Source organism: Bradyrhizobium sp. AZCC 1588 (genome assembly GCF_036924735.1).
In the GTDB taxonomy this organism is placed as follows: domain Bacteria; phylum Pseudomonadota; class Alphaproteobacteria; order Rhizobiales; family Xanthobacteraceae; genus Bradyrhizobium.
Genome location: NZ_JAZHSC010000001.1, coordinates 3,137,543 through 3,150,509, shown reverse-complemented (window position 1 = coordinate 3,150,509; position 12,967 = coordinate 3,137,543). Strand labels below are relative to the sequence as shown.

Genomic DNA, 12,967 nt, shown 5'->3' with positions numbered 1-12,967 from the left:
CGAATGCAGTATCGGAAAATTGGCGTTATTGATTGGTTAACCAAATAAGCTATTGAATTTTATATTGTTTATTTCGATCTGGAGATCAGGGCAGGGCGCCTCTCCAGATTTTGCAGCATAGCTGTTGCACCTTTGCTGCAATAAGGTCAGCGGATGTCGGCCTGCGTCCTAATATCCTGAATCGAAACTGCGTTGCCTTTTCAGGACCTCCCGCACAAATAGGCTATGCATCCGCGGGACCAGACCATTTTTGCACTATCGTCGGGCCGTCCACCGAGCGCGATTGCCTTGGTGCGCGTCTCGGGTTCGCAGGCCGGGAGGCTCGTGACGGCACTGGCTGGCAAATTGCCGTCGCCGCGAATGGCCAGCCGGGCGCTCCTTCATGATGTCGGCCAGCGGCCGATCGACGATGCCGTGGTGTTGTGGTTTCCGGGTCCGGCCAGCGCGACCGGGGAAGACGTCGCGGAATTTCATGTCCATGGCGGGCGCGCGGTGTTGGACGCGTTGTTCGCTGCGCTTTCTACGTTCGAAAATGTGCGTCCGGCCGAGCCCGGCGAATTTACCCGGCGCGCCTTCGAGAACGGCAAGCTCGACCTCACCGAAGCCGAAGGACTCGACGATCTCATCCATGCCGATACCGATCGGCAGCGGCGCCAGGCGCTGCGTCAATTGAAGGGGTTGCTTGGCGACCGAGCTCGCGACTGGCGTGCGCGGATCATCGAAGCATCCGCCCTGATCGAGGCTGGGATCGATTTTTCGGATGAGGGCGACGTGCCGGCCGAATTGATCGCGCCGGCATTGGCGAAGGTCAAAGCGCTGTCGGCTGAGATCGAGGAAGTCCTGGCAGAGCAGGGGCGGAGCGAGCGGCTTCGCGATGGCCTCGTCGTCGCGATCGCCGGGCCGCCGAATGTCGGCAAGTCGACGCTGATGAATCAGCTCGCGCGTCGGGAAGTCGCGATCGTCTCGCCGCACGCCGGCACCACGCGCGATGTTATTGAGGTGCAGCTCAATCTCGACGGCTATCCGGTGACCGTGATCGATACCGCTGGGATTCGTGAGACGGATGATCCGGTCGAGCAGGAGGGCGTTCGTCGCGCCCGGGCCCGGGCCGCGGATGCGGATCTTGTGCTGTGGCTCTTCGACTCGCCGGAGGCAGCGATTGACCACGATTGGGATGCACCAGTTTGGAGCGTGCGAAACAAAATCGATCTGGAACAGATAGGTCGGCCATTGGCCGATCCGTCAGGGCAGGGCGTTTTTCAGATCTCGGCGAGCCGAGGCGATGGCTTGCCCGAGCTGATCGCGGCCCTGGTTGGTTTCGCGCAAAACTACTTTGGCGGAAGCGAGGCTGGCCTGATCGGCCGAACCCGGCAGCGCTTACTCTTGCAGGAGACCGCGGCCTCGTTACGACGCTGCGTTCAGGTAGTCGGGCAGGGCGAGGAGCTGGCGGCGGAAGAATTGCGGATGGCAGCCCATTCGCTGGGGCGGCTCTTGGGGCGCGTGGATGTCGAGCACATTCTGGACGTTATCTTCCGGGAGTTCTGTGTGGGTAAGTGAGCCTTCCCTACCATCCTGTTTCACGTGAAACAGTTCCATGGGCTTGGGATGTTTCACGTGAAACACCCGGCCTCAAACATCCAAGCAATTCTTTCTTCCGCGTTTTCCAACTCCGCGATAGAAGTCGCGGCATGATTTTTCGAGCAGACCCCTTCGACGTCATTGTTATTGGCGGCGGCCACGCCGGCTGTGAGGCCGCGAGCGCGGCCGCGCGGATGGGTGCGAAGACGGCCCTGGTGACGCATCGTTTTGCGACTGTCGGGGCGATGTCCTGCAACCCCGCGATCGGCGGTCTCGGCAAGGGTCATCTGGTCCGCGAAGTCGATGCTCTCGACGGCCTGATGGGCCGGGTGGCGGATGCCGGCGGGATCCAGTTTCGGATGTTGAACCGCCGCAAGGGTCCGGCCGTCCGCGGACCGCGCGCCCAGGCAGATCGCAAGCTTTATGCTGCGGCCATGCAGACGGCGATCCGGGAAACCGCCAATCTCAGCGTGATCGAAGGCGAGGCGGACGAGCTGATCGTCTCGAACGGCCGGGTCGCTGGAATTCGCTTGATCGAGGGAAGGCTGCTTTCGGCGGGCGCCGTGGTCATCACGACCGGGACCTTTTTGCGCGGGCTCATTCATCTCGGCGAGAAGAACTGGCCGGCGGGCCGGGTCGGGGAGGCGCCCGCGATGGGGCTATCGGCTTCGTTCGAGCGCGCCGGCTTTACGCTTGGACGGCTGAAGACCGGCACGCCGCCGCGGCTCGATGGCACGACCATCGACTGGGCTGCCGTTGAAATGCAGCCCGGCGACGATCCGCCTGAGCCGTTCTCGGTCATGACCGATCGGATCACGACGCCGCAGATCCAATGCGGGATCACCCGGACGACCCCGGCGACCCACGAGGTGATCAGGGCAAATGTGCATCGTTCGCCGATGTATTCCGGGCAGATCAAGAGCAGCGGTCCGCGCTATTGTCCCTCGATCGAGGACAAGATTGTCCGGTTCGGCGATCGCGATGGCCACCAGATCTTCCTGGAGCCGGAGGGGCTCGACGACTCCACCGTCTACCCAAACGGCATCTCGACCTCGCTGCCGGAGGAAGTCCAGCTCGCGATCCTCGCGACCATCCCCGGGCTCGAACGGGTGAAGATGGTTCGGCCGGGCTATGCCATCGAATACGATCACGTCGATCCGCGCGAGTTGGAGCCGACCCTGCAGACCAAGCGCCTGCCGGGTCTCTTCCTGGCCGGACAGATCAACGGCACGACGGGATATGAAGAGGCGGCGGCCCAGGGGATCGTTGCCGGTCTGAACGCTGCATTGATGGCGGGTGACGCCGATCCGATCGTATTTGATCGCGCTGACGGTTATCTCGGGGTGATGATCGACGACCTCGTGACCCGCGGGATCACCGAGCCATACCGGATGTTCACCTCGCGGGCCGAGTACCGCCTGACGCTCCGAGCCGACAACGCCGACCAGCGTCTGACGGACAAGGGCATTGCCTTGGGCTGCGTAGGACAGGCGCGCTCGCAGCGGCATCGCGACAAGATGGCCGCGTTGGATGCCGCCAAGGCTTTGGCCAAGTCGCTGATGATCACTCCGAACGAAGCGGCCAAGCATGGCTTGGCATTGAACCGGGACGGCCATCGGCGCTCGGCGTTTGAGTTGCTGGCCTACCCGGAGATCGAGTGGACTGCCCTGCGCGGCATATGGCCGGAGCTCTCGGCCATCGATCCATCGATCGCCGTGCATCTCGAGATCGATGCCAAATACGATGTCTATCTCAAGCGCCAGACCGCCGACGTCGATGCGTTCCGGCGCGACGAAGGTCTGGTTCTGACCGATATCGATTATGCCGATGTGCCTGGACTCTCCAACGAAGCGCGCGCCAAGCTCGAAGCGGCGCGGCCGCGGACAGTGGGGCAGGCGGGTCGGCTCGACGGTTTGACGCCCGCGGCGCTGGGTATTCTGGCGGCCTATCTCCGGCGCGAGGCGCGGCGCAAGAACGCGAAGGCGAGCGCTTAAGAATCTGTTTCACGTGAAACGTTGAATGTAGGATGGGTGGAGCGGAGCGGTACCCATCAGATGCCTCCACAAAAAAGATGGGTATCGCTGTGCTCCACCCATCCTACGATCGTTGGCTTAGCCGAGACCACCCCAATGGCGAAAGCCGTCGACCAGATCCCTTCCCCAGTCCTACCATCCGACAAAGCCGCCGCACTGGCCCTCACCCCCGTTTCACGTGAAACAGAGGTTCGGCTCGATCGCTACGTCGCTCTGCTTCTGGAGTGGCAGTCCAAGACGAATCTTGTGGCGCCATCGACGCTTCCGAATCTGTGGACCCGTCACATCTCCGATTCGTTGCAACTCCTCGACCTGGCGCCGTCCGCAAAAATCTGGGTCGATCTCGGCAGCGGTGGAGGCTTCCCCGGCGTGGTGCTCGCTTGCGCATTGGCGGAGACGCCGGGCGCCAGCGTCCATTTGGTCGAGCGCAACGCCAAAAAGGCAGCCTTCCTGCGCGAGGCGGTCCGCGTGACATCTGCGGCTGCGATCGTGCATTTGGCAGGAATCGGGGATATTGTGGATAGAATCGGTGGCCGCGTCGATTGCGTCACCGCGCGGGCGCTGGCTCCATTACATCAGCTTGTCGGCTTCGCGGAGCCGTTTGTGAGAGAAGGCGCAAAAGCTTTGTTTCTCAAGGGTCAAGATGTAGAGGCCGAATTGACCGGGGCCACCAAATATTGGAATATTGAACCGCGACTCCATTCCAGCCGAACGGGCGGGCACGGCTGGATCGTCGAACTCGATCGCATCGAGCGGCGCAATCCTTCCGCGATCACACATGGCGATCGGGCATGACCGAATTAGATGAATTATATCAAGAGGATAGGGAGCAAACTCCGCCGCCTCATCCACGCATCCTGTCGCTCGCCAACCAGAAGGGTGGCGTCGGTAAGACTACCACAGCGATCAATCTTGGCACCGCGCTCGCGGCGATTGGCGAGCGCGTGCTGATCGTCGACCTCGATCCGCAGGGCAACGCTTCGACTGGCCTGGGCATCGATCGCCGCAACCGCAACTGCTCGACCTACGACGTGCTGATCGGTGAAGCGCCGCTGCGCGACGCGGTGGTTGCCACCGCGGTGCCGCGGCTGCACATCGCGTCCTCGACGATGGATCTGTCGGGCCTCGAACTCGAACTCGGCACGACGCCCGGCCGCGCATTCCGCCTGCGCGATGCGATCGCGGCGTTGAACAAGAACGCGGCGCCGGACACCGACTACACCTATGTGCTGATCGATTGTCCGCCGTCGCTCAATCTGCTCACCGTCAACGCGATGGCAGCGTCGGATGCGATCCTGGTGCCGCTGCAGTGCGAGTTCTTCGCGCTCGAAGGTCTGTCGCAATTGCTGCAGACAGTGGAGCAGGTGCGCTCGACGCTCAATCCGAACCTGTCGATCCACGGCATCGTGCTGACGATGTTCGACTCGCGCAACAACCTGTCGAACCAGGTGGTCGCCGACGTCAGGCAGTTCATGGGCTCCAAGGTCTACGACACCATGATCCCGCGCAACGTCCGCATCTCCGAGGCACCGTCTTACGGCAAGCCGGTCTTGGTCTACGATCTCAAATGCGTCGGCAGCGAAGCCTATCTGAAGCTTGCAACGGAAGTGATCCAGCGCGAGCGCGAGCTTAGGCATTAGTCAGGAATCGTAGGGTGGGCAAAGGCGTCTTCGCCGTGCCCACCTTGCCCGCGGCAAGATCATGGTGGGCACGCTTCGCTTTGCCCACCCTACCATCACCGAATTCAGTTCCGGAGTAGCTTAAGTGAATCCTAGGGAGTTGGCGGCGATGGCCGACGAAACGCGTTCGCGACTGGGTCGTGGTCTCGCAAGTCTGATCGGGGACGTCGGCGGCGAGGCCGCGCATGTCGAACGGCCGCGCAACCAGCGCAAGGTACCGATCGAATTTTTAAAACCAAATCCGCGCAACCCGCGCCGGACGTTTTCCGATGCCGAACTCGGCGAGCTCGCCTCCTCCGTCAAGCAGCACGGCGTGATCCAGCCGATCGTGGTGCGGCCGGTGAAGGGTGCGCAGGACCGTTATGAGATCATCGCCGGCGAACGGCGCTGGCGCGCGGCGCAGCTTGCCAGCCTGCACGAAGTGCCGATCGTTCCCATCGATGTCAGCGACAGCGACGCACTCGAGATCATGATCATCGAGAACGTGCAGCGCGAAGACCTCAACGCGATGGAAGAGGCGCAAGGCTATCACGCGCTGGCCGACGAATTCAAACGGAGCCAGGAAGACATCGCCAAGGAGGTCGGCAAGAGCCGCAGCCACGTTGCCAACATGATGCGGCTGACAAAGCTGCCGGCGGAAGTGCAGGCCCTTATCGCGAGCGGCGAATTGTCGGCGGGACACGCCCGCGCGCTGATTAGCCTGCCCGATCCGCTGGCGGCCGCCAAGCGCATTGTCGCCGAAGGCCTCAACGTGCGTCAGACCGAGGCGCTCGCCCACGAAGAGGGCGTACCAGAGCGCAAGCCGCAGAAGGCGCGCAGCGGTGGCGGCAAGACAAAGGATCCCGACACCATCGCGCTGGAGAAACGCGTCAGCGACGCGCTCGGCCTGACCGTGACCGTCAACCACCGCGACCCCGGCGGCACAGTCCAGATTAGCTATCGCAATCTCGAGCAACTCGACGAGGTGATGCGGCGGCTGGAAAAGGGGAATTGATCTAGCAGGCCCCTCCACATCATTGCGAGGAGCGACAGCGACGAAGCAATCCATGCTTCCGCGAGCGCGGAGAGATGGATTGCTTCGCAATGACGGCGGGGCGACGGCGCGAAGCGGTTAGCTTCAACGAAACGCGGCAACGACCTCGATCTCGCCGACGATAGCTGCGTTGAAGGCCGACATTTCCTCTGCGGGGATCCAGTATTCCGAATGTGCGGAGCCACCGGCTTTCTGAACGTCGTATTTTTCGAGGAAATCCCGCCTGACCTCAAAACGAGTGACATAGCCAGAGCCGCTGGCCGGGACGTTCCAGTCACGGGCAATTTTCACGGCGTATTCTTCCGAGAGCACGGGATAGAAGATCGGCTGATCCGGAAGCCGTGGCGGGAATGCACGCATTCCGCTCTCACGGATCAATTCCAACTCGGCCGGCCCAACCGGGCGCCAAAGGGTCACGATGTCTGCCGCGTCGGCCGGCATGCTACCCCCTTCGCTTGGCATTCGCCGCGATCGAGAGCAGCGTCCGCAGCGCAATCGCTGACGCGAGCGAGGCCTGCTTGCGCATGTCGAGGGCAGCGGTTCCGAGCTGGTCAATGATCCCGGCAAGCCGCGCCGCGCTGAAATTGCGCAGCGCGATTTCGACGGCGCCCTTTCGCGAGAAGTGCAGGCGCGGATAGCCGCCCTCGAGCAAGGTGGAGACGGGCGTTCCCTCCGCGACCGCAAGCGCCGACTTGTGCAGCCACGCGGCTTGACGCTGCGCGGCCGAGATGATCACGCCGGGATAGGTGCCGGCGACCATCGCCTTGGCGAATTCGCTTTCGACCAAATCCGGCTTGCCGGCAAACGCGCCATCGACGATCGGGTCGAGCTTTAGCTCGGATGCATCGGAGACGACGGTCATGACGTCTTCGAGCGCAATCTCGCCCTTGCCATGGGCATAGAGCGCAAGCTTGCGGAGCTCGTTGCGCGAGGCCTGGCGGTCGCCGCCAAGCAGCGACATCAGCACGGCGCGGGCATCCGCGGCGATGCGCAAATTGGAAGTCCGTAATTCCTCGTCGATCAATCGAGCAAGGTCGCGCTCGGTGTCGGGATAGCAGGCGATGGCGACTGCGCTCTTGGCGCGCTCGCATGCCTTGCGCAGCGGCGATTCGGGCCGCAACTCGCCGGCCTCGATCACGATGCGGCAATCCTTGATTGGCGAATCAGCCAGCGTATCGACGCCGCTGGCAAAACTGCGGGAGCCGGCGCGCACACGAATGGCACGCCGGCCGCCGAACATCGGGATCGTCATCGCCTCGTCGACCAGCCGCGACGGCTCGGCCGCCAGTTCGTCGCCGTCGAGCCGCACCAGCGAAAACGGATCATTGGGATCGTCGACTGCCGACGCAATCAGCGCGTCGGCGCGCTCGCGCACGAGACCGGCGTCGGGACCGTACAGCAGGATGATAGGGCGGCCGGCATCAGGCCGGGCGAGAAAAGCGTCGATGTCTTTTCCGCGGAGCGCGACCACGACGGACCTTTCTTGACGTCATTCCCGGGACACGCGTCTTCGCGTGGACCCGGAATCCAGAGCTTGCTGCGCGAGACTCCGGGTTCGTGCTTCGCACGCCCCGGAATGACCGAACATCAGGTGCCGGCGTAGAAGTAGGACGCGAGCCGGGTCTGGATGTTTTCCGCGACCTCGTTGGCGGCGCGGTCCTCGGCGTCGCGGAAGGCGCGGGCGCGGGCGAAACGCTGCAACTGGCCAGGGACGTCATAGGACACGCGGGAGAACGTCGTGCCCGTCATGACCGACTTGTTGGTCGCGAGGTCGATGAGATTGTACTGCGCGTCGATGCCGTAGTTTTCGCTCGACGGCAGCGCGGTGGCCGGATCGAGCATCAGTGAAGAGCGGGTGGTGTTGAACCGCAGCACCAGCCGATGGGTCGGCGGCATGCCGGTGGCGTTGCCGTAGAGCTTGAACGCCAGCGCGTTGCGGATCTCGACCTGAATTCGGGCTTCCCGCGAGGCGTTGGCCTTGTCGACCGGCGGGATTTCCACGCCCATCAGCTTTTCGCGCAAGCCGGGCTTGCCGTCCGTACGTTCGGCATACATCGGCTGGAAACAGCCCGCTGTGAGCGCCGCCAGAGCTGCGACGGCGATGAGCCGAACGGCGATCCGGGTCCTAGCCAACGACATTCACGATCCTCATGGGAACTACGATTACCTTGCGGACGGTTTTGCCGCCGAGGGCGAGTTTTACCGCATCGAGCGCCAAAACGGCAGCCTCAATTTCCGGATTTTGGGCGACCCGTGGCACGGTAACATCACCCCGCTTCTTGCCGTTGACCTGGACCACCAGCGTCACATTGTCTTCAACCAGCAGATCGCGTTCGATTTGGGGCCAGTTGGCCTCCGAAATCAGCCCGGACTGCCCCAGAACCTGCCAGCACTCCTCGGCCAGATGCGGCATCATCGGTGCGAACAATTGAACCAGGATGATGGCGGCCTCCCGGACGGCCCAGGCAAGGTCCGGCGCCGGCTTGGTCTCACGACCCAGCACCTCGGCCAGCGCATTGGTGAATTCCCGGATATGAGCAAGGCAGACATTGAAATGCAGCCGCTCGATCCCGGACGAGACCTTGTCCAGTGCGCCATGGGCTGCCTTGCGCAAGCCAAGCGCATCCGCCCCGAACGAAGCCGGCCGCGCGGCCGGGGCTATCTTGGCGATCTCGGCCGATTCGTTCACCAGCCGCCACAGTCGCTGCACGAAGCGCGAGGCACCCTGCACGCGCTCGTCGCTCCAGATCACGTCGCGATCGGGCGGCGAGTCCGACAGCATGAACCAGCGCGCGACGTCGGCGCCGTAGGTCGCGATGATGTCGTCGGGGTCGACCGTGTTCTTTTTCGACTTCGACATCTTTTCGATCGCGCCGATCGTGACCTCTTCGCCGCTGTCGAGCAGCGCGGCCCGGCGGCCATTGCCGCCGGTCTCGACCTTCACCTCGGCCGGCGTCACATAGGTGCCGTCGGCTTTTTGGTAGGTCTCGTGCACCACCATCCCTTGCGTGAACATGCCGGCGAACGGCTCGTCCATGCCGATGTGGCCGGTTGCCTTCATCGCGCGGGTGAAGAAGCGGCTGTAGAGCAGATGCAGGATCGCGTGCTCGACGCCGCCGATATACTGGTCGACCGGCATCATGCGGTTGGCGACATCAGGCGTGGTCGGCGCCTTTTCGTTCCAGGGATCGGTGAAGCGCGCAAAATACCAGGACGAATCCACGAAGGTGTCCATGGTGTCGGTTTCACGCTGCGCCTTGCCGCCGCATTTCGGGCAGGTGACGTGCTTCCAGGTCGGATGATGGTCGAGCGCATTGCCGGGCTTGTCGAAGGTGGCATCCTCCGGCAGCGTCACCGGCAGATCGGCGTCGGGCACCGGCACCACGTCGCATTTCGGGCAATGGATCACCGGGATCGGGCAGCCCCAATAGCGCTGGCGCGAGATGCCCCAGTCGCGCAGTCGGAAATTCACCTTGCGTTCGCCGACCGGCGCATTGCCGCGAACTTCTGCTTCCAGCCGCTTCGCCACCTCTTCCTTCGCCTGCTCGATGGTCATCCCATCGAGGAAGCGAGAATTGATCATGCGGCCCTCACCGTCATAGGCGGTATCGCTGACAACAAAGGTTTTTGAGTCCTGGCCTTCGGGACAGACCACCGGTGTGTTGCCGAGCCCGTATTTGTTGACGAAATCGAGGTCGCGCTGGTCATGCGCCGGGCAGCCGAAAATCGCGCCCGTGCCGTATTCCATCAGCACGAAGTTGGCGACGTAAACCGGCAGCTTCCAGTTCGGATCGAACGGATGGACCGCGCGGATGCCGGTGTCAAAACCCTGCTTCTCGGCGGTATCGATGATTTCCTGCGCGGTGCCGATCCGTTTGACCTCGGCAATGAATTCCGCAAGCTTCGGGTTCTTCGCAGCCGCGGCCTGCGCCAGCGGATGGTCCGCTGCAATCGCCATGAATTTCGCGCCGAACAGCGTGTCATGTCGCGTGGTGAAGACTTTCAGCTCGGATTCGCCCGTCGGCGTTGTGGCCGGATCGAGCGCGAAACGCACCAGCATGCCTTCGCTGCGCCCGATCCAGTTGCGCTGCATCAGCCGCACCTTGTCCGGCCAGCGATCCAGCCCGTCCAGCGCGTCCAGCAGTTCCTGCGAGTACTTCGTGATCTTGAAGACCCACTGGTTCATTTCGCGCTGCTCGACGACGGCGCCGGAGCGCCAGCCGCGGCCGTCGATCACCTGCTCGTTGGCGAGCACGGTCATGTCGACCGGATCCCAGTTGATCTTGCGCTTCTCGCGCTCGGCCAGTCCCGCGCGCAGAAAGTCCAGGAACATCTTCTGCTGATGCTTGTAGTAGCTGGGGTCGCAGGTCGCGAATTCGCGTGACCAGTCGAGCGACAGGCCGATCGACCGCAACTGCTTCTTCATCGCGGCGATATTGTCGTAGGTCCAGGCCTTGGGCGCGACCTTGCGCTCGATCGCGGCATTCTCGGCCGGCAGCCCGAAGGCGTCCCAGCCCATCGGGTGCAGCACGTTGAAACCCTTGGCGCGCATGAAGCGGGCTAGCACGTCGCCCAGTGTGTAGTTCCGGACATGCCCGATATGGATGCGCCCGGACGGGTAGGGGAACATCTCGAGCACGTAGTATTTCGGCCGCGGATCGTCGTTTTTTGAGGCGAAGATCGCCTTTTCGTCCCACTGGCGTTGCCAGCGCGGCTCGGAATCACGGGCGTTGTAACGTTCGGAGGTCATGGAATCGCAGGGCTTTTTGTGGATTCGGGTCCCGTCCAGAGGACGGCGGACTAGGCCACAAAAGCGGCTGCGGGGTCAACGGGTTGGGACAGCGGGGAGGGGGCGTTCTAGCCGATGGCGTGGAGCGTCCGCTCACCCCGCCATCGCGATCCCCGCCTCGTCCACCAGCTTTGCAAAGCCGTGCTCGACCACGGTATTTCGCCCGCGGTGTTTGGCGGCGTAGAGGGCGGCATCCGCCGCCTCGATCAGCTCGCCGGGGGTTTGAGCGTCGTTCGGAAGCGTCGCGGCGACGCCGACGCTGACGGTGACGGTGCGGTGGCTGGAGGTGATGTGCGGCAGGCCGAGGCCTTGAACGGTGGCGCGCACGGTTTCGCCGATCTCGAGTGCTTTCTGCGGGCTGGTGTTCGGCAGCAGCAGGCAGAATTCCTCGCCGCCATAGCGGCCGGCAAAGCCCAGATTGTCGGCGGCGATGCCGGCCAGCGCTTCGCCGATCCGGGTGAGGCAGGCGTCGCCTTCCGGGTGGCCATAGGTGTCGTTGTAGAGCTTGAAATGATCGACATCGATCATCAGCAGCGACAGCTCGCTAGAATACTGCTGCGCCTTCATCCATTCGAAATCGAGCCGGCTCTGGAAGCTCCGCCGGTTGGCGAGGCCGGAGAGCATGTCGATCGAGGCCATCACGGTGAGCCGGTCGTTGGTGGCAACGAGCTCGCGTTCGCGCTGGCTGAGTTGCGCTGCCATCGCGTTGAAGGCGCGGGCCAGTGGCATGAATTCCGACGGCAGGCGGCTGTGCGAGACGCGGGCCGACCAGTCGCCTTCGCCGAATCGCCTGGCCATGCCGGTCATGACTTCGATCGGGTTGATGATGAGCTTTTCCGCGCCGATCAATGCGCCGAGCAGCACGAACAGGCAGACTAGTCCGAGCTGCAGATAGGCGGTGCGGATATCGCGGTTGATCGCCGCCGTGATTTTGGCCTCGTCAATGCTGACGATCAGGCGGGACTGCGTGCCGGGAATGCGCGCGAAACTGATCGCGCGTTGCGACCCGTCGGCTGCCGTGAAGGAAAGCGAACCCATCGGGGTGTCGGAAACGAGTGCCTTGTGAGCGATGGCCGTCAGCAGCGGCACGTTGTTGAGCGGCTTGCCAATCATGCTGGCCTCGTCCGCCGGCGCGGCCAGCACGACGCCGGCGCCGTCGACCAGCAGCGCCGAAATGCCCGGCCGTCCGCCGAGCTTGGCCATGATCTTCGACATCCAGTCCAGATTGATGCCGGCGACCACCACGGCGTCTTCTTCCGGATTGATTGCGGCTACCGGATAGGCCGCCATCAGGATCGGTCTGTTGCTTACCCTGGCGAACAGATAGTCGCTGAAAACGAAGTCGCGGGTTTGTTGTGCCTTTCGGAAATACTCACGGTCGCCGATGTTGAGCCCGACCAGCATGTTCAAAGTCGAGCACTGTACCACGCCTTCCTTGCTGACGATCATGATGCTGCGGATCCAGGGCAGGTTGGTCGGCAGGCTGGCGCGCAGGATTTCGCAACTGCGCCCGATGCCGCTGGAGGCGCGGATATAGGCGGCTGATTTCAGCATGGCTTCGACCGAGGAGACGACCTCGCGCTGGGTCTCCGCGGTGTGCAGCGTAATGTTGGCGTATTCCTCCGAAGCCATCGCGATCTGCTTGGCGCGCGCGTCTTCGAGCGAGCGGACCCGTTCCAGCATCAAGGGCGCCACCAGCATCACGGCGAGCAGCGCAAGCCGCGCCCGGATTCCCAGAAGCTTCTTGAGTTTGACCCGATTGCGCTTGAAAGTAACGCCAGCCATCCTGCCCCCCACACGGCAAGGTAGTGTGAAGGGTTCAAGAAGCCTTTCCCGAACTTGGTAAAATTAGAGG

Annotated in this window: 10 protein-coding genes; 5 read left to right on the top strand and 5 right to left on the bottom strand. The window is 63.1% G+C overall.

The genetic code is table 11. The annotated features are described in order from the left end of the window. Window positions 1-225: 225 nt before the first annotated feature. The 5 genes from mnmE to V1277_RS14665 all read left to right on the top strand — a co-directional run bounded on the left by mnmE (window position 226) and on the right by V1277_RS14665 (window position 6,284). Complete coding sequence (mnmE, locus tag V1277_RS14685; protein WP_334416888.1) at window positions 226-1,557, top strand: tRNA uridine-5-carboxymethylaminomethyl(34) synthesis GTPase MnmE; 1,332 nt, start codon at window positions 226-228, stop codon at window positions 1,555-1,557. A gap of 131 nt (window positions 1,558-1,688) precedes the next feature. Further along, window positions 1,689-3,572 (top strand): tRNA uridine-5-carboxymethylaminomethyl(34) synthesis enzyme MnmG, encoded by a 1,884-nt coding sequence (mnmG, locus tag V1277_RS14680; RefSeq protein WP_334416886.1) that lies wholly within the window; start codon window positions 1,689-1,691, stop codon window positions 3,570-3,572. A gap of 135 nt (window positions 3,573-3,707) precedes the next feature. Beyond that, window positions 3,708-4,406, top strand: coding sequence for a 16S rRNA (guanine(527)-N(7))-methyltransferase RsmG (gene rsmG, locus V1277_RS14675; RefSeq protein ID WP_334416884.1), 699 nt, complete (start codon window positions 3,708-3,710; stop codon window positions 4,404-4,406). Beyond that, the gene (locus tag V1277_RS14670) at window positions 4,403-5,251 is read left to right on the top strand and encodes a ParA family protein (RefSeq protein WP_334416882.1); all 849 of its coding nucleotides are present in this window, start codon (window positions 4,403-4,405) and stop codon (window positions 5,249-5,251) included. The genes rsmG and V1277_RS14670 overlap by 4 nt, the downstream gene beginning before the upstream one ends. 148 nt (window positions 5,252-5,399) lie before the next feature. Beyond that, entirely contained in the window at window positions 5,400-6,284 is an 885-nt protein-coding gene (locus V1277_RS14665) for a ParB/RepB/Spo0J family partition protein (protein ID WP_334416880.1), read from the top strand. 123 nt (window positions 6,285-6,407) lie between these two features. On the opposite strand, the gene V1277_RS14660 is transcribed toward V1277_RS14665, so the two are convergent. The 5 genes from V1277_RS14660 to V1277_RS14640 all read right to left on the bottom strand — a co-directional run bounded on the left by V1277_RS14660 (window position 6,408) and on the right by V1277_RS14640 (window position 12,897). Then, window positions 6,408-6,764, bottom strand: coding sequence for an ADP-ribosylation/crystallin J1 (locus V1277_RS14660; protein WP_334416878.1), 357 nt, complete (start codon window positions 6,762-6,764; stop codon window positions 6,408-6,410). Between the two features lies 1 nt (window position 6,765). After that, complete coding sequence (holA, locus tag V1277_RS14655) at window positions 6,766-7,794, bottom strand: DNA polymerase III subunit delta (RefSeq protein WP_334371688.1); 1,029 nt, start codon at window positions 7,792-7,794, stop codon at window positions 6,766-6,768. 116 nt (window positions 7,795-7,910) lie between these two features. After that, the gene (gene lptE, locus V1277_RS14650) at window positions 7,911-8,462 is read right to left on the bottom strand and encodes an LPS assembly lipoprotein LptE (protein ID WP_334371690.1); all 552 of its coding nucleotides are present in this window, start codon (window positions 8,460-8,462) and stop codon (window positions 7,911-7,913) included. Further along, complete coding sequence (leuS, locus tag V1277_RS14645; RefSeq protein ID WP_334416876.1) at window positions 8,449-11,073, bottom strand: leucine--tRNA ligase; 2,625 nt, start codon at window positions 11,071-11,073, stop codon at window positions 8,449-8,451. The genes lptE and leuS overlap by 14 nt, the downstream gene beginning before the upstream one ends. Before the next feature lie 132 nt (window positions 11,074-11,205). Further along, the gene (locus V1277_RS14640) at window positions 11,206-12,897 is read right to left on the bottom strand and encodes a diguanylate cyclase domain-containing protein (protein ID WP_334416874.1); all 1,692 of its coding nucleotides are present in this window, start codon (window positions 12,895-12,897) and stop codon (window positions 11,206-11,208) included. Window positions 12,898-12,967 lie beyond the last annotated feature (70 nt).